The 18,325-nt window shown below is 53.0% G+C and carries 11 protein-coding genes and 4 pseudogenes; 3 read left to right on the top strand and 12 right to left on the bottom strand.

Translation table 11 applies throughout. The annotated features are described in order from the left end of the window. The first annotated feature begins 92 nt into the window (after nt 1-92). Nucleotides 93-1,631: an IS3 family transposase gene (locus tag ACUTJJ_RS06360; protein WP_445541668.1), complete on the top strand. Its 1,539-nt coding sequence runs from the start codon at nt 93-95 to the stop codon at nt 1,629-1,631. Nucleotides 1,632-1,690: 59 nt separating this feature from the next. Then, a pseudogene (locus tag ACUTJJ_RS06355) lies at nt 1,691-2,035 on the top strand (IS110 family transposase); the annotation flags it as partial. 2 nt (nt 2,036-2,037) lie between these two features. On the opposite strand, the pseudogene tnpC reads toward ACUTJJ_RS06355, so the two are convergent. The 5 genes and pseudogenes from tnpC to ACUTJJ_RS06330 form a co-directional block, all read right to left on the bottom strand. Next, nucleotides 2,038-3,371 (bottom strand): annotated as a pseudogene (tnpC, locus tag ACUTJJ_RS06350) (IS66 family transposase); the annotation flags it as partial. Nucleotides 3,372-3,443: 72 nt separating this feature from the next. Further along, nucleotides 3,444-3,791: an IS66 family insertion sequence element accessory protein TnpB gene (gene tnpB / locus ACUTJJ_RS06345; protein WP_445541671.1), complete on the bottom strand. Its 348-nt coding sequence runs from the start codon at nt 3,789-3,791 to the stop codon at nt 3,444-3,446. Further along, a complete protein-coding gene (gene tnpA, locus ACUTJJ_RS06340) occupies nt 3,788-4,150 on the bottom strand; it encodes an IS66-like element accessory protein TnpA (RefSeq protein WP_445541670.1) in 363 nt (120 codons plus the stop codon). Before tnpA ends, tnpB begins: the two co-directional genes overlap by 4 nt. 349 nt (nt 4,151-4,499) lie before the next feature. Then, nucleotides 4,500-4,954, bottom strand: a pseudogene (locus tag ACUTJJ_RS06335) (transposase). A gap of 246 nt (nt 4,955-5,200) precedes the next feature. Further along, a complete protein-coding gene (locus ACUTJJ_RS06330) occupies nt 5,201-6,373 on the bottom strand; it encodes an acyltransferase family protein (protein ID WP_445541669.1) in 1,173 nt (390 codons plus the stop codon). Between the two features lie 174 nt (nt 6,374-6,547). Between ACUTJJ_RS06330 and ACUTJJ_RS06325 the strand changes: the two genes are divergently transcribed. Beyond that, nucleotides 6,548-8,086 (top strand): IS3 family transposase, encoded by a 1,539-nt coding sequence (locus ACUTJJ_RS06325; RefSeq protein ID WP_445541668.1) that lies wholly within the window; start codon nt 6,548-6,550, stop codon nt 8,084-8,086. A 57-nt stretch (nt 8,087-8,143) separates the two neighbouring features. Here ACUTJJ_RS06325 and ACUTJJ_RS06320 read toward each other — a convergent pair. The 7 genes and pseudogenes from ACUTJJ_RS06320 to ACUTJJ_RS06290 form a co-directional block, all read right to left on the bottom strand. Beyond that, nucleotides 8,144-8,356: pseudogene (locus ACUTJJ_RS06320) on the bottom strand (transposase); the annotation flags it as partial. 299 nt (nt 8,357-8,655) lie between these two features. Further along, nucleotides 8,656-9,768, bottom strand: a complete 1,113-nt coding sequence (locus ACUTJJ_RS06315; RefSeq protein ID WP_445541667.1) for a glycosyltransferase family 9 protein — start codon at nt 9,766-9,768, stop codon at nt 8,656-8,658. A gap of 54 nt (nt 9,769-9,822) precedes the next feature. Beyond that, nucleotides 9,823-11,904 carry a glycosyltransferase family 9 protein gene (locus ACUTJJ_RS06310; RefSeq protein ID WP_445541666.1) on the bottom strand — a complete coding sequence of 694 codons (2,082 nt, stop codon included), beginning with the start codon at nt 11,902-11,904 and terminating at the stop codon, nt 9,823-9,825. A 40-nt stretch (nt 11,905-11,944) separates the two neighbouring features. Continuing rightward, nucleotides 11,945-13,624, bottom strand: a complete 1,680-nt coding sequence (locus ACUTJJ_RS06305; RefSeq protein ID WP_445541665.1) for an HAD-IIIA family hydrolase — start codon at nt 13,622-13,624, stop codon at nt 11,945-11,947. Between the two features lie 143 nt (nt 13,625-13,767). Further along, nucleotides 13,768-14,754, bottom strand: a complete 987-nt coding sequence (rfaD, locus tag ACUTJJ_RS06300) for an ADP-glyceromanno-heptose 6-epimerase (RefSeq protein WP_445541664.1) — start codon at nt 14,752-14,754, stop codon at nt 13,768-13,770. Next, nucleotides 14,754-16,214: a D-glycero-beta-D-manno-heptose-7-phosphate kinase gene (gene rfaE1 / locus ACUTJJ_RS06295; RefSeq protein ID WP_445541663.1), complete on the bottom strand. Its 1,461-nt coding sequence runs from the start codon at nt 16,212-16,214 to the stop codon at nt 14,754-14,756. The genes rfaD and rfaE1 overlap by 1 nt, the downstream gene beginning before the upstream one ends. Before the next feature lie 357 nt (nt 16,215-16,571). Further along, nucleotides 16,572-17,849: a glycosyltransferase family 4 protein gene (locus ACUTJJ_RS06290; protein WP_034495601.1), complete on the bottom strand. Its 1,278-nt coding sequence runs from the start codon at nt 17,847-17,849 to the stop codon at nt 16,572-16,574. Nucleotides 17,850-18,325 lie beyond the last annotated feature (476 nt).

Below are 18,325 nucleotides of genomic sequence, written 5' to 3'. Positions count from 1 at the left end.
TATTGAGGGCTATCGGCTTATGGTGTTGGTTTCCGCGCAGAAGTGAGCCGGTGGGGGTGCGGACGAAAACTTGGACTAACAGGAGGTAGTTCATGTATTCCTACGCAGACAGAGTTCGAGCGGTTGAGCTCTATATCCGGCTTGAGAAGCGACTTAACGCGACCATTCGCCAGCTGGGGTATCCGACCAAGAATGCGCTGAGGGGCTGGTATCGCGAGTACGTACAGCATCTCGAGCTGCGTACTCAGCCGGTCGCGCGAGCGCCAAAATTTTCAGAGGCTCAGAGGCAGGCGGCACTTGAGCACTTTCGCACCCATGATCGTTGCATCTCTGCGACGATGAGGGCACTTGGCTATCCCGGACGAGGGACACTGACTGCATGGGTTCGCGAGGCCTTTCCGGAGACACGGACATCGATGGCCGGTCGATCGTGGCATCCTGGCTATTGCGAGGATGTCTGGCAAGCAGGCGTCATTGGGCTATGCAGTGGAGATGAAACCGCTCAACAGGTAGCTGACCGACTAGGCGTCTCAAGGCCTACATTGTACAGCTGGAAAGATCAGCTTCTCGATCGTGAGGCCCCGTCATCCATGAAACGCCGCAAAGCCCATCCCAAGGTGCCTGAACGTGAAGAGCTCGAGCGACAGCTTGAAGCCCTCCAGCGTGATGTCCACCAGTTACAACTCGAACATGATCTCCTGAAGAAGGCCAATGAACTCCTAAAAAAAGATCTGGGCGTCGATCTGCAGATCCTGAGTAATCGGGAGAAGACCCACCTGATTGACGCCCTTAAGGAAACCTATTGTCTGCCGGAACTGCTCACCCAGCTGCGAATAGCCCGAAGCTCCTACTTCTACCACCGAGCCCGCGTGCGCCTGGCAGACAAATATGCCGCCGTCCGCCACAGCCTAGCGGAGATCTTTGAAGCGAACCGTCGTTGCTACGGTTATCGACGACTGCAGGCGTCGCTGGCCAGGCAGAGCGTGATAATCTCGGAAAAGGTTATCCAGCGCTTGATGAAGCAGGAGCAGTTGGTCGTTGCCAGACCGCGTCGCCGGCGTTTCGGATCGTACCTGGGAGAGATCAGTCCCGCACCCGACAACCTGATTAATCGCGACTTCCATGCAAAAGCGCCGAACCTGAAGTGGCTTACAGACATCACCGAGTTCCAGATCCCCGCCGGCAAGGTGTACCTTTCCCCCATTATCGACTGCTTTGACGGCATGGTCATCAGCTGGTCCATCGGAACCCAACCAGATGCGGGTCTCGTCAACACCATGCTGGATGCAGCCATCGGGACAGTGGACGACAGCGAACAACGGCCAATCATCCATTCTGATCGAGGAGCCCATTATCGCTGGCCGGGCTGGCTCAACAGGACCAGCAATGCGCAGTTGGTTCGTTCGATGTCCCGAAAGGGTTGCTCGCAAGACAACGCCGCGTGCGAAGGCTTCTTCGGCCGACTGAAAACAGAGTTCTTCTATCCACGAGACTGGAAAACCATTACGATCGAACAGTTCGTCGCCGAGGTGGATGCCTACATCCTCTGGTACAATGAGAAGCGTATCAAAATATCGCTGGGATCACTCAGCCCGGTCGAGTATCGTCAGAGCCTCGGCTTGAACTTATGAAGCAGTCCAACTTTTTATCCGCACCCCCTTATGCGCCTAACCGGCTCACTTCTGCGCGGAAACCAACACCGCTGCGTGCCTTCTTTCTCCGGATCAAGGACCGCAAAGGCCTCAACGTCGCTGCGGTCGCCACGGCGCGCAAGATCGCAAATCTGATCTGGCAGTTGCTGACCAAGGAGGCTCCCTACAGATGGGCTCGGCCCGCCTTTGTCGCCATGAAGATGCGCAAGCTTGAACTTCGTGCTGGCGCTCCCAGAGCACATGGGCCCGCTGGTCCCGCCCGCGATTACTGGATCAAGGAAATCCGACATCGAGAGATGGAGCTCGTTGCACAGGCGGCGGCAGCCTACGCGGCAATGATCGAAGCCTGGAGAGATCGGCCAGCTAAACCACAAAAAAATTGAGAAAGGGGCTGTTCAACAACATCCGTGTCGATTTCGACACGGCCATCATCGATGTAAACGCTCAAGGCTGCCCATCGAGACAGCGCGTATCGCATTGCCTCGGCCAGCTTCTGCTTCTGTGGCAGTGTAGAAAGCGTGGCTTCGATCCAGGCCTTGAGCTCATCCAGAACGGGCCGGGCATGTGCTTGGCGCGGGGTACACCGCTCGTCAGCTGACATGCAGCGGATACGGTTCTCGATATCGTAGAGCGCGCCGATGCGCGACAGCGCTTCCTCCGCGACCGGTGACGGCTTCAGCTTGATCACATCATGGAACTTGCGCCGCACATGCGCCATGCAGGCGGCCTCAACGATCTGGTTGCCGTAGAGTTTTTTGTAGCCTCCATAACCGTCGGCATGCATGACGCCGCTGAAGCTTGCCAGGTGGTCAGCCGGATGTATGCCCTTTCGATCAGGACTGTAGTAATAGGCGATGGCTGCCGGAATGGTGGCTTGATAGCCACTGCCGTCGAAGACATAGACCCAGACCCTGCCGGTTTTTGTCTTGCCCCGCCCAGGGTCGAGAACATCGACCGGGGTATCGTCCGTATGTATTCGGTCAAGCGCGGCGATATGGGCCCTGATCAACAAGATGATGGGTGTCAGCAAAGCGGATACGCGGCCGACCCAGTCGGCCATCACGGAGCGCGATATGTCTATTCCCTGCCGATCATACATCTCTGAGAGACGGTAAAGCGGAATGTGATCATCGAACTTGGAGACCATGATATGGGCGAGCAATCCAGGCCCGGGCTTGCCGCGCTCGATCGGCAAGGTCGGCATCTCGCCAGCCACCGTCGTATCGCACTCCCTGCAGATCATGCGCTTTTCGACATGGCGGACAATCTTGACCGACGCCGGCACGTGTTCCAGCACTTGGACCACCCTGTCGGGCGCCTTGAGGAACGAGGTGCCACCGCAGGTCGGGCAATTACAGGGAACCGCATAAATCAGCTCTTCGGTGGGAAGACCATCGGGCAAAGGCTTACGCTTCGGCTTTTCGGATGCGTCATGCAACTCTGGCAGAGGAGTTTTGCCGGAGCGCAGTTCAGCCTCGGCACGGGAGGCCTCGATCTCCTCCAGCATCAGTTCGAACTGCTCTATCTTCCGTCGATCTTTTCCGAAGAGGCGCCATGCTGCCGATGTCGGAGAAGCTCCAGTTGCGCGCGAAGAAGCCCTATGATGGAGTCTCGCTTGATGACCTCGGCTTCCTGGCTCTTAAGCTTCGCCGCCTGTTCGGCGACCAGTGCGCGCAAAGCAGTGAGTTCGTCCTGACTGTTCAGCGGCGCTGTTTCCATATCCGCAAATCTAGCCGATTTGCCTCTGACGCGCCAGCGTTAAGCTTCGGATGCCCTTGCAAAATATAGCTTTTATCCCGTTCGGGCAGGAGCGGACGTCCACGCTGGGCGCCGCCAATCGATCCCTTCGACGAGCATGGAAAGCTGCGCCTGCGTCAGGTGGGCGACGCCCTCTTTCGCCGTCGGCCAGGGAAAGTACCCGCGCTCCAAAATCTTGTACAACAAGCAAAACCCCTGACCGTCCCACCAGAGAAGCTTGATCCGGTCAGCGCGCTTTCCGCGGAAGCCGAAGATCGCGCCCGAGCCCGGCGCCTCCTTCACGATCGTTTCGACCAGCGCGGACAGACCATCAATGCCACGCCGCATATCGGTGACTCCGCAGGCCAGATAGACCCTTACATTGCCCGATGGCCTGATCATGCCGCCTCCACACAAGCGACCAGCGGACCGAGCAGCTTCAACTCAACGTCAGCAGGAACCTTCAGGCACCGACCGTTCCGCAGCAATATCTCGACGATCGCCGGCCTCGTTACCGTGGTAGACGACTGACTTACGCCAGCCTCCTCCATGATTTCCACTGGAAGGAACACCGTCGGTCGATCAACATAGCTGAACGACTTCCGCCACAAGCGGATCTGGCCAGGATGAACGTCATGCCGGCGCGCCACCTCACCAATGCGAGCACCGGGTTCATCAGCTTGCGCCAGTATCCTCAGCTTCGCCTCGTCCGACCAGCGCCGCCTGCGCTCGGTACCGGACATGATCTCCATGCGAGCCATGAAAACCTCTTTGTTCTGGTATTAATGTCAGCACTAATGCTGGTTCGAATGCCAGAACATCGCCTGATTTGCCCGATCAGCAAAAACAGCTCACCGGACGCTCACATCGAGGGGGAATCCACTTAACAAAAAGCCCGAAACTGTTGAGACAAACCGAGCCAGCTCTCAGTGCCATCCCACACCAGGATCTTCGGGCGATCCCCGCGCTTCGACCGGACGACCACCGTCACCCCGGAATGCGGGTCGAGCTTAAACTAGGTCTGCACCATCAGAGCCAGCGTTTGATGCCCACAGCGGAAGTCAACCGGCCGTGCGGCGATCAGGATCGGCAAGCGTTGGCCTGCGACGATCATGATGCTCCTGGCACAGCGCGAGACAGCGCAACGACTCGTTCCACCGGCACATCGCCAGGAATCCGCATCACGACGTCTAAGCCAAATTCAACGTCAACACCGCTGATCCCGCCTGCGGTCTGGCGCAGGTCGGCTTTGGTAGCGACTAAGGATTGCCAGGCTCAGGCGGCCCCGGAGCAATTGCCAGAGGCACGACTACTGCTCGGAACCATTGTGCCACGACGGCGTCGTTGCCGTCGCAAACGGCAGGGCCAGAATGGTGCTCCCACCTGACGTCGCCAACCGGAAAGTTGATTTGCTACAACACCGTGACCGCGAGCGACATCCACTACCCGCGCACCAGGCTCGAGGCTTTTCGCGACAATACGAGCCTTCACGTCATCCGGCCACCGCCGGTTACCCCGCCGCGGTTCAACGACCTCATAACGACAACAAATCCATCATCCATAATTCAACTTCCAGATACGCCTGGAAGTCTTTTCGCATGACCAATCATGCTCAGAAAGCAGCGGACCCGATGGGAAGGAGACGGCGCTTACAAAGAGTGCAATAACTGTACCCTACGGCGCGATTTAGGATTTTTTTTATACGAAATCGAAATCTTAGCCGGTTCCAAAACTTCGGCAAAAATTATAATACGCTGGTCCATTGGCTAACAAACGAGTGCTGGGGACGCATTCGCGCGCCCTCAAGCGCCTCAAAAAGAAGGCACGCTCGGACACTGCGCTGGCGCCTTCGGTTGGGTAGCCGTAAGGGACTTGATCGCTGACCGCGTCCACTTCGTCCACCACTCGTCGATTTTCGTTAGCACATAAGATGCTGCGGCCAGAGACAATACGAACACGATCGTAATGATAATAAGAGCTGGGAGCTTGCCTAGTGGTGCAACGTGGATCAGCACTAAGCTCACCAAAGAACTCATAATCAACATGTGGACGGCATACATGGCAAACGAGTACCGTCCCAAGGCGACCAACCAATCCGCATTCATCACTCTCCTGACGCGATCGTTGCCCGCCACGCCGAGGATAAAACTCACGCCTGCAAGGGTGTGAACCAACCACCCTTTTTGATCGTCCGTGCCCCAAGGAATGAATGTCGTGGGCCAGTAACCACTGTTAGCCGGAACGAACCCGTAAAAGAGGAAGCCAAAAACAATTAGGCCAAGGGACAAGGGGAGTTTAAGCGAAAACTGTGGGCGCTGATAGAAGAACGCTGAAAGTGCGGTTCCGACAACAAAAGGGGTCAAGCGCCAAGCGGTAAACTGAAGAACAACAAAAGCCAGCGCGGTCATGATACAGATAATTTTCATCGGTGCTTTAAACAACACCATAGCCAAACCAAAAGTGACGAAGCTGCCGTACAGCTCGTGATGCATTGTCCAAAGAGACACGTTGAACTCGCTCCTGTTTTCCAAGAGCGTTCCGAAGAGCCCTTGCCAGAGAGCGGTACCGAAACTCGGTTCAAAGTGTTCTGTTGGATGCGGGAAGCCGTAGGTAGCGAGCCAGGTTGAGCCGGATATTTGTGCCGCAGCCTTGGAATAGTTCACTCCGAAAACAGTGATTAGGTAGGAACCCATCACGGTCAAAAACACTAAGAGCATCAGCCGAGGGAAGCGGTTTAACGCAGCCACCGTGATCGTGCTTGTCTTGCCTCCGGATCGAAAGAAGGAGAGAGGGAGTACAACGCCGGAAAGGACGAAAAACACTACAACAGCCGCCGAGCCGTTTGTAAGTGCGGAATAAAGACTGCGGCTGATGTCGGGCAACTTATCCGGCTGAGCGAAGCAACCAAAAAAATGACCGCCCACTACAGAGCAGGCTGCGAGACCCCGGATGGCCTCCAATTCGCCACGCTTCTCGCGTTTCAATTCACTTCCCATAATGCTCCCGGACAGTGTCTTGCGTTAGCGTCTTCGACTGAGCCATATTTCCCGCTGTGTCAACAGCAATGTAAGCGATAACTGTTGGTTCCCGCGCAGAAGTGAGCCGGTTAGGCGGATAGGGGGGTGCGGACGAAAACTTGGACTAACAGGAGGTAGTTCATGTATTCCTACGCAGACAGAGTTCGAGCGGTTGAGCTCTATATCCGGCTTGAGAAGCGACTTAACGCGACCATTCGCCAGCTGGGGTATCCGACCAAGAATGCGCTGAGGGGCTGGTATCGCGAGTACGTACAGCATCTCGAGCTGCGTACTCAGCCGGTCGCGCGAGCGCCAAAATTTTCAGAGGCTCAGAGGCAGGCGGCACTTGAGCACTTTCGCACCCATGATCGTTGCATCTCTGCGACGATGAGGGCACTTGGCTATCCCGGACGAGGGACACTGACTGCATGGGTTCGCGAGGCCTTTCCGGAGACACGGACATCGATGGCCGGTCGATCGTGGCATCCTGGCTATTGCGAGGATGTCTGGCAAGCAGGCGTCATTGGGCTATGCAGTGGAGATGAAACCGCTCAACAGGTAGCTGACCGACTAGGCGTCTCAAGGCCTACATTGTACAGCTGGAAAGATCAGCTTCTCGATCGTGAGGCCCCGTCATCCATGAAACGCCGCAAAGCCCATCCCAAGGTGCCTGAACGTGAAGAGCTCGAGCGACAGCTTGAAGCCCTCCAGCGTGATGTCCACCAGTTACAACTCGAACATGATCTCCTGAAGAAGGCCAATGAACTCCTAAAAAAAGATCTGGGCGTCGATCTGCAGATCCTGAGTAATCGGGAGAAGACCCACCTGATTGACGCCCTTAAGGAAACCTATTGTCTGCCGGAACTGCTCACCCAGCTGCGAATAGCCCGAAGCTCCTACTTCTACCACCGAGCCCGCGTGCGCCTGGCAGACAAATATGCCGCCGTCCGCCACAGCCTAGCGGAGATCTTTGAAGCGAACCGTCGTTGCTACGGTTATCGACGACTGCAGGCGTCGCTGGCCAGGCAGAGCGTGATAATCTCGGAAAAGGTTATCCAGCGCTTGATGAAGCAGGAGCAGTTGGTCGTTGCCAGACCGCGTCGCCGGCGTTTCGGATCGTACCTGGGAGAGATCAGTCCCGCACCCGACAACCTGATTAATCGCGACTTCCATGCAAAAGCGCCGAACCTGAAGTGGCTTACAGACATCACCGAGTTCCAGATCCCCGCCGGCAAGGTGTACCTTTCCCCCATTATCGACTGCTTTGACGGCATGGTCATCAGCTGGTCCATCGGAACCCAACCAGATGCGGGTCTCGTCAACACCATGCTGGATGCAGCCATCGGGACAGTGGACGACAGCGAACAACGGCCAATCATCCATTCTGATCGAGGAGCCCATTATCGCTGGCCGGGCTGGCTCAACAGGACCAGCAATGCGCAGTTGGTTCGTTCGATGTCCCGAAAGGGTTGCTCGCAAGACAACGCCGCGTGCGAAGGCTTCTTCGGCCGACTGAAAACAGAGTTCTTCTATCCACGAGACTGGAAAACCATTACGATCGAACAGTTCGTCGCCGAGGTGGATGCCTACATCCTCTGGTACAATGAGAAGCGTATCAAAATATCGCTGGGATCACTCAGCCCGGTCGAGTATCGTCAGAGCCTCGGCTTGAACTTATGAAGCAGTCCAACTTTTTATCCGCACCCCCTTATGCGCCTAACCGGCTCACTTCTGCGCGGAAACCAACAGCTTCAGCTTGGCATTCTCTTCCTCAAGCTGTCGCAGCCGCTTCATCTCCGAGGGCATCAAGCCCGCGTATTTTTTGCGCCAATTGTAAAACGTCGCGTCCGAAACCCCTGCCTTGCGGCAGACCCCGCCTATCGGCGTTCCATGATCCGCCTGCTTCAATACGAATGCGATCTGCGCTTCCGAAAACTTCGAGGCCTTCATCGAATTCTCCTCTTCTTCCCACCAGGGATCATAAGTGGAGAATTCCAGTTCTAAATGGCCTAATTTAACGGGGGCACGTCAGGAGCACGTCAGTTCAGATCACCGGGGCTGGTGGTAAAAAAGACGAAATTTTTCGTCTTATGACAAAAGCAGGATACTACGTCCATTTCGCTACGTCCGGTAACCTTATTTTTGTCGATGAAATCAGGAAATCAAAATTATACCCGTGGCTTAGCTGAGCGGCCTGGGATTCAGCCTGGCAGTAGGGTAGACCCCGCGCCTACTACCAAGATTGTTATCTACATGGCCGTCCACCAGCGATAAATCTCCTCAGCTAGGACCCGAGGATCATAGGCCGACATGCAAGCCGGCAAAGTGTCACCTCTTGGACACGCCATCATCCAAGTCTTTTCGCTCCACCAACAATCACCGCATTGGAGAGGAGAGAAATTCAAGTTTGATCGATAACCAAAATAATCTACCGATGTCGGCCCGAAGACGACGCAGCTTTTCTTCCCAAACGCAGCCGCAGCATGTACAAATCCTCCTTCATTATCCAGATGAAATGCGGTATTCGCGAGAAGTCCCAGCGCCTGCTTTAACGAAGTCTTTCCAATCAAGTTGACATCTACACCGGCAATAGGCGCACTGGTCTTCTCCGTACCTAATTGAACAACCTTCAAGTCCTCGCCAAACTTTTCCGGCAAATAGGAAACCACATCGCCCCATCCCGGATAGGCCTTGGTGGCCCGCTGGCCGGGCAAGCCTTGCATCGCCTCATCATATCCATTGTGAATCGTTATGTATCTACCGGGGACGAGATCATGTCGGGCTAGAATCGTGTCATCGCCACTGAGAGATAATGTATCGCCCCCATATGGAATATCGGCTGCGTAATGGAGAAAGTCGTTCCGCGAGCGGCCTTTGATCGCCGCATATCTGCCTAAAGTGCCATCAAGAAACGGATGATGCATACGCACAACATGAAGCGGCTCCATCTTCTTCTCATAAGCCTCAAGTATTCTCACAAGCTCATATATTTTTGTATCAGCAAGTGTCATCGCACGATGACCTGGCCATTTCTCGACATATATAAATTGATTAATCTTCAGCCCGTAAAGATAGACATCTTTCGCATATTTGAAAAAGTGCGACGGATACGCACCGGAAAATCCCGGCACACTTTTGAAAACCATATCCGCCACCATTGGCGAACTGTAAAAAATCGAAAAGGATCCACCGCCCAAATGCCCCAGGAGATCGCGCATGAACCGCGCGATCACAATGAGGTCGCCTAAGCCTCCTGTTACCAGTATGGCTCCGCCGTCATTTTCAACGATACCGGACGATGCGAGTTTGCGTCGTTTATACACATGTCTCAGCTTTTTTTCGATTGCTTTGAAAACTGCCACCACACACTCTCTACTTTTTCAAGATATTTACGGCTGAATCAACCTGAGACAGCTTCACTCAGTTGTAGAGATCAAGCTCTCTACCGACTTGTAGACGTGATCCACCTGAATGTCGTTCATACACGCATGACCTTGCACGCAATTCTCTAATTTCGCGATATAACACGGGGAACAAGGAATTGGTCGCCTCACGACTTCCACTCTCATGCCGACTGGTTGCCACAGGTTCACATCTGCGACGCCGCTAAACACTGCAACGGTAGGGGTGCCTAAAAGAGCCGCTAGCTGCGTCGCACCCGTATCGCTCCCAACAAATATCGTTGCACCCGCTGAGACTTTCGCCATGTCGACAAGAGGAAGACTTCCTGTCAGGTCAAATACCTGTCCTGCGGGAAGCGCTCTCGATACCGCTTCACCATATTCTTTTTCCTGGGCGCCGCCCAAGACGACAATTTTTAGATCATGGTGCTGGGCTATTCGAACAGCCAGTTCGGCAAATCTTTCAGCTGGCCACTTCTTGGCCAGCGTGCCACCACCAGGTGCTAAAATTGCATATTTTTCTCCGTTCGGCAGAGGCGCCTCACGCCCAGCCAACACCAAAGCACTTCCCGCATCGAACATCAACGGCTTCACTGAGTTTACAACGTGGCTGCAAAGCAACATTAGCCTGCCGATATTATGAGGGCTTTTGTGAAGGCCGGAACGTTCGGGAATAGGAGGAAGCGAGACATCGAGTGGAACAAAGTGCTTCCCGTGCGTCTGATACCCCGCCTTAATCTTTGCATCAACAAAAGCCAATGTTGGTCGCGTATCTTGGTCATGCCTAAGATCGATCGCGATGTCGTAAACCTCACCAACAACATCCCTGATCCTAGAGAATTTAGACATGTCAGCTTTTTTCACGTCCTGCGAAAGCTGCGCAAAAAAATTATACTCTCTCACTTCATCGAAGTAACCACACGCTTTGGCCAAACCAGAGATGGTCGGTGAACAGACAATCGTAAAATGCCCGTGCGGCCACGCGTCCTTTAGGACCCTAATGGCAGGCAAAGACAAAATGAAATCGCCTATATGATCCAGTTTCACGATAAGTATTTTAGGTTCCGAATTGCCGGCAAAATACCCAGCAAGCGGCGACGATGTTACTATCTGCCGGTCATAGATTTCTCGTTGGTCAGATGGGAGTTTTTTTTTTGGTTCAAAGCGACCTTTGCGTCTTTTATCCTTGATCCGCGCCACCAATCCGGCGGCTCCCGATATCACCAAAGATAGCGGGTAAGTCAGAGGCAGGAATATCGCGGTCTGCCAAGTCAATCGTCGTATACGGCGCTCTGCTTTTGAGAGGCGATGGGAAACACTTCCTGCTTCTAATGCAGCGCTCGATAGTTCCGCAATTACATCCGCGCTCATCTTCGACTGACTGCGCCAGTCGCGTATTGCAGACAGTAATTCTTCGCGGTGAAGCACTTCGGTCTCTTGAGAGTGGGTTGCAGCTCTTAAATCAGTATATCCGTTCATTGAATTGATTGCCCGCCCGACAACCGAGATGGGATTGTTTCCGTCAGCATATGACTTCTGCAAAATAACCGCAGCTACAAAGCTCATGTCGGACTCTCCAACTAGGCCGGTTGGAAAGTAACGTGTCTCGATTGAAGAAAAACCTAAATACCGTCCGGCTTCAGCCACGATGAATTCGGGGACAATTTCGGAAAAGGGAAAATTCCGCACGTGCGACGCAGCAACATCACCGTTCGACCGCTTTATTTCCAAAATAAGGACGCCCCCGGCAGAAAGGCGACCACGTGCTTTAGAAACAATCTGATACGCAATCTTTGAATCAAGTGGCGCATCCATCAGTCGGCAAATCACCAGATTGGCGGTCGAACTTTTGCCGTCATCTGGGCGGTCTGCCAAAATATCAGGATTCTCGCCGGCGTCCGCTGTCCAGCCTTGAGCCGTTATCCAATCAATTTCGCTTTCTGACCACGAACCAAACAGCGCGGCGACACGCGACTCTTTCAACTCATCGGTCAGCGCACAGAAAAGCACCTTATATGTCGCTGGGCCGCTATAATCGGGACAACGCTGCTGCGACAGATAGGCCTCGAAAGCTTCATAGGAAACGCCTTCTTTCATGCCTTGGTTTTCCCGTGCGAAGACTTCAAAACATTTCCCATCATAAAATGTTTTCTTCTTCGGCGAAATGCATCAAGTTGTTGCCGCTAAAAAGACGACCGTCTATTTTAGCTGCGTTTGCCGCCTCAATATCAGATGGTTTGTCGCCAATAAGCACGCTTCGCTTTCGGTCTATGTTCCAACGGACGACAATATCCTCAATCATCCCTGGAGACGGCTTTCTCCAATAGTGATTTCCCCGATACTTTTCGACGGTGGCGCTTTCGTGAAAAGGACAAAGGCGCTCGTCATCGATATAAGCTCCCTCCTTCCGGAGCAACTTCCCAATATGCGCCTTCAAAATGATATAGTCGAGATCATCGTAATAACCGCGTCCTATGCCAGACTGATTTGTTACGACAAATACGCGGTATCCTCGCTCTCTAAAAGAGCTTATAAATTCCGCGGCTCCGGGAATCAGCCGGACACCCTCCACTTTACTCGGATATCCGCTATCTTCGATGATAACGCCGTCACGGTCCAGAAAAAGCCCGGGCACGCTCTGCGTATGAGGCTCCAGCAGTCTATGCATTTCCTCAATGGCGCAGACTATATGATATAGAGAAGACGCTGGTGCGTGTTCATCTACAACATTTCCGTTTTCGTCAAAACGGTCAATCCAGAGGCCAGGCAGAACGTCGCTGAAAAAACGTTTCAGACCAGAGGCTGCGTCCGCTACCTTCGCATAAGCATTCTCTCTGTCTTCGGGCGTGATCGCCGTTTCGGCCATCATAAGCCAAGCCTTGATCCGCTCCGTTTGCGGCCATAAACGAAAAGCTCCATCTAACGAATTTAAGCTGAAATCAAGGCCATTTCGAGCCAATGAAAGCGATTCGTCGACACCTTTCTCGCCAATCGCCACCAGTCTGCGAGCCGCGATCAGGGCGTCCTTCCGCCCAGCCATTTTACCCCACCTTGTGAGCAGCCAAGCCCACTCGAATTGGTGCCCGGGCTCGACAGGCGCCAGAGAGTTGTCACGCATCACTGACCAGTCGTGATTAAAATACTCACTAAGCGATCCATTTTCATTGGATATAAATGCAGACAGACACAAGTCTCCGATCTCATTGAGACAAGAGAGCCAACGATCGGGATTCTTAACGAGCGGATTTTCCAACCAGGTAAGAAAAGCCTCAAAAAGATGCATATGCGGATTTGACCGAAGTGGCACGATGGGGGGAATCGCCTCTTCGAAACCCGCGATCGGATGTTTCCACCCGGAGATCATCGCCTCGAGACAATCAAGAGCGTCATCTGCGGCATTCTCTGCGCTTCTGAGAGTCTCAGCTACATAACTCAAGCCAAATAATGCAAAAGCATGGTCATAAAGATCAAACGAAGTATTCTTTGAACCGGTAGCCGCGTCCACAGTCGCAATCAGCGTTCCGTTTGCATTAAAACAGTGGCGTCGAAGAAAACTCCACCCGTGCTGAACCAGCCCTTCAGCGTCGCCTGACCAGCCCATGTTCTTCGCAGCAGAAAAGCTGTAGATTTGGCGGCAGACGACTCTCGTCCTGCGAGCAGCTTCCACAGCAACTCCGTTTTTGTCGATTTTCTCAAAAAAGCCGCCATTAACATCGTCTCGCCCGACGGAAGACCATAAAGGAAGTGCCGCTTCGAAAAGCCATTTCTTAAGGTCCAGATACTCACTCTGGGCGGAATCAAAACCCGGCTGCACCATTGACGGTTTCCCTACTTACTGTCCGGCTAAATTAATTGGAAGATGGATAATCGTGCCACCGAAATTTTTGAGGTCGAACGGGCTTCCACCAAAGATAGATATCCACTTCGACTTAAAGGTTCCTCGCACACTACGTATTGAGTTTACCGATACCTGTCATCATGCCGTAGATAACTATTAATGTAGTCATGTAGCCCTTCTTCCAGCGACGACTGCGGGCCGTTATAGCCTATCGATGCCACTTTCGACATATTTGCCTCCGTGAAATACTGATATTTTCCACGAATGGCCTCGGGCATTTCAATGAAGTTTATATTCAGTTTCTTGCCTAAAATATCCCCCATGACGTGGACGATATCTGCGAACGACCTCGCCTTGCCGGATCCGCAGTTGAATATTCCACTCCGGTTTCTATTGTGCAAAAGCCAAAGAATGAAAGACGTGCAGTCTTTAACATAGACAAAGTCGCGACGTTGTTCGCCATGGGCGATGTCGGGTCGATAGGATTTGAATAGGGAGACCTCATTCGTAGTCTGCACAACGTCAAAGAGCTTGCAGGCTACGCTGCGCATGTCATCCTTGTGGTACTCGTTGGGGCCATACACATTAAAGAATTTCAGACCAACCCATTGGGGGGGAGCATTCTCACCTCGGGCGACACGTTCGACAAAAATATCATCTGTCGTTTTTTTGCTCCAGCCATACGCATTTAGCGGTGCCAGGCCCGCTCGAGCGGCGGATGACTCATTATCATCAAATCCATCCTCGATTCCGCCGTAGGTCGCAGCGGAAGATGCGTAAATGAATGGGACACCATGCTCAGCGCACCAATCCCACAATATAACTGAATAGTTAATGTTTAGATCGATCAGTCTGTCTACGTCAGCTTCAGTGGTGGCCGAGATCGCGCCCATGTGGATCACAGCCTTAACTTCCATCTTTAGGCCGCGAAGATACTCTGGCAATCCCTCAGGAGAAACATAAGCCGCGATGTTCCTCTTCGCTAGATTGCGCCACTTGTCACCGCGCCCGAACCAGTCAACCACGGCGATTGGTCCCAGACCCGCCGCTTCCAAATCAGCGACAATGTTTGACCCAATAAATCCAGCCGCCCCAGTTACAATATACATCAAACTGCCCTTTCCTGGCTTCGCGCTATTGTCGCCGTCGTGCTTTTCCCCGGTACTATCTCGAACGTCACAACCTTGCCGCCAGCCGCCATGACGACGTCGGCACCGACAATTTTATCAACCGTGTAGTCCGCACCTTTCACCAACACGTCAGGACGTATCATTTGGATGAGTTCAAGCGGCGTGTCTTCTTCAAACACCACCACTGCGTCGACAAAAGCAAGGGCGCCCAACAATTCCGCCCTATCAAATTCGGTATTTATCGGCCGCGCCGGTCCCTTGAGGCGCTTTACCGAGCTATCTGAATTCACACCTACGACCAGCCGGTCGCAATTATCCCGTGCATATTGCAAAAGCCTGATATGTCCAACATGCAGGATATCGAAGCAGCCATTGGTGAAGCCCACTTTCAGATTATCGCTTCGCCAATCTTCTGTTAGAGCCTGAATATCGTTCCAGGCAACAAGTTTATCCGACGGACTTATCTCACCGGATGAGGTATCATGAGACAATGCATCTCGAAGCTCCGCAACAGAGACGGTCGCCGTTCCTTTTTTCCCCACTACAATACCAGCGGCAGCATTCGCGACGCGCGCCGCTTCAGCGCGCGAAATATGTGAACCAAGGCCGACTGCGAGTGCTGCAATCACCGTATCCCCCGCGCCGACAACATCGAAAACCTCTTTCGCGTCTGCGCGGATGTGGAAAGGCTGATGATCCCGCTCAATAAGCGTCATTCCTTTCTCAGCACGCGTAATGAGGACCGCCTCGATGTCAAAGCGAGACAGAATCAGTTCGCCGGCCAATTCCGCTTCCTGGTCGGTATCTGGCCACAGACCCGTCACAGCCTGCGTTTCCTTTTGATTGGGCGTTACAATCGCGGCCCCAGCATACCGAGAGAAATCGGAAGTCTTGGGGTCGATAATAATTGGCTTTCCCTCAGACCGGCAGGCCGCAATAACAGCTTTGACAACCCTCTCGCTTAAGAGCCCTTTGGCATAGTCTGAGAGAATGACAACGCTGTGCGAGCTGATCAGTGATGTTGCGGTTGAGATAACTCGATCTTCTTCTTCTGACGAAATTGGAGAGGCGTCTTCAAAATCGACGCGCAACATTTGCTGGCCATGGCCTAAAAAGCGTGTCTTGACGGTTGTCGGACGTTTATCCAGCGTGACAAACTCCGCTGACACATCATGAACGGCATTCAAGAGCTCAAGCAGCTTGCTTCCGTTGCTGTCTCTGCCAATCGCCCCCAGCAGGGTACAACTTGCGCCGAGAGATGATATATTGCGAGCAACATTCGCGGCGCCGCCTGCGAAATACTCTTCTGACCGCGCACACATGACGGGGACTGGACCTTCTGGCGAAATGCGACCCACATCACCAGAAATAAAGCAATCCAGCATGACGTCACCGATGCAGAGAACTTTAACCTCAGAAAACCTCAAATAGTCCAACATCACCAGTTACTCTTCCTGTCCATTCATTCATATGATCCAGAGAACACATAAACGACAATGCCAAAAAATCGCTCTAAATCGACAGAGCCCCACACCCCCACACAACGATTCAGGCGAATCAATCTATCTTCTATTCACCAACATTGCGCCCAACATCCGACCCCACATTCAGGTTTCGAGAATATTTCGCCAACTTATCTCCAGCGAATACATCACTGCCCACTCAATATCCCGAGAATAAATCCCAAATATACTCTCCGGAAATGAGCGATAGCCGACCCGAAAACCAGATGCAACATCCCGAAACGCCTCCAACCAAAAATAATACGGAAGAAGACGATTAAATTAGTCCAATTTCTACTTAATTAGCATGCTCTTTTTTGTTGCCTCAAGCAGGTCAGCTGCAACGTCCTTCCACGTGCGCATTTGTGGTTTGGATAGTTCGATATTTTTTTTCAATGCTGCATATTCCGCTGGATTTTCAATCAGATTCTCTAGTTGGGTCGCCAGCTCCTCCGGACTCTCGGGGTCGAAGTAGCGAGCCCAATCGCCCCCCGCTTCTCTTAAAGCAGGGACATCTGCGGCTAAGGCAGGAGTTCCGCACCATAATGCCTCACTGACGGGAAGCCCCCAACCTTCCATCCGGCTGGGCAGAAGAAGAGCATAGGCTTTTTCGTAAAGCGACCGCAACTCCGCCTGATTCGGGTTGAGGACAAAGTGAAATTTCGTGAACAAAGGGGCAAATTTCTCTTTCTTTAGAAATTTCTCCACCCTCTTCCGGCGCGCACCTGCCAACACGAGCTCAGGAACAGAAACGCCTCGCCGATGCAGCAAGAGCATAGCCTCGACGACGCACTCCAGATTCTTCCGTCCGTTGTATATGCCGACGCATAGGAGATACGGCTTTTCCGGACCACGTTTCTCGACGGGCTCATTGGTAGGCCGCAATTCATGGCAGAGAGGAACAGCGATAACATTCGGTACGGGGGGCAGCGTCCCAACCTTGGAGAAATGCTTCACTTCAGCGGCCGTGAACTCGGAGTTAGTCAAAATCATCGATGCCGCACTGATCGCTACCTGATTGTCGTGGATAAAGTTTCTAGGGAATGAAAACTGGTTTCGGTGACTGAAATCATGCAAAGGTATCATGTCGTGAAGCAGTGGAATAAAAATAGGCTTAGTGCCGCTTTCTGCGAGAGCCATCAGATAGTCAGACATAATCTTCGGACGCCCTAGCGCAACCAGAATTTGCTCATGTAGATCGACATCTTTGGCGGCCCCCGCAGGAACCGTGGCCCAGCGCTTACGATTACGATATTGAACGATCTTATGCAGCAGCTTGTAAAACGTCTTTTTCACGGCGTTTGCATCATAGATATTCTGGCGAAGACGCAGTGGCGTAGCCGAAGTTGGAATATTAGGATCAAGTACGCCAGTCGGCGACGCATCACCCGCGCGAGGAAAAACTTCGAAAAACCGTCGGTGCAATGGCGAATAAATGACGTATCGAACTGATGCGTCAAGCTTCGTCAGCTCATATGCCACCTCCATCACCGTGCGAGCGATACCATAATATTTGAACTTCACGCCGGAATTCAAATATAGTTCGGATAGATCAAAAAAAACATCGGGCATTCACTGACCTGCCTGCCTTGAAGTGGCCCGACGACCGTCATCGGGGCTGCGAACAAAATTGTCCTGAATCAGCGAATGGAATAGTGCAACCTCGCCAATGCCAAAACGTGCCAGGCGATAGCCCACGCGACATTTGGCCGATATAGATTTCGGCCGGTAGGCTTGTCAATCGCGCAGCTACCAAACTGTCGAAGTGGCACGTTCCAATTGATTATCGCCCTTAGCAGGCTAAGTCCCAGAATATAGTCAATCAGTAAAGGAGCCAGCAACGCAACTGCTCCGCGACAAAAGTTATGGGTTATTTCTCGTAGTTGCCCTCTCTGGCTTGAAAACCCAAGAACGCTGAATGTGAGAGATAATTGGGAAATCCGTACTGAAGCAGCGCTTTGCGGTAGCACCGACGCAGCCCGTTGAACCGATCCGACGCCGGCGCGCACCGTTTGCTAGACGCTTAAAACGGCGATCTTGCCGTTTTG

The sequence above is a fragment of the Agrobacterium sp. DKPNP3 genome, from assembly GCF_052686535.1.
Note: the sequence above shows the minus strand (reverse complement) of the source record. Positions and strands in the feature narration are given on the sequence as shown.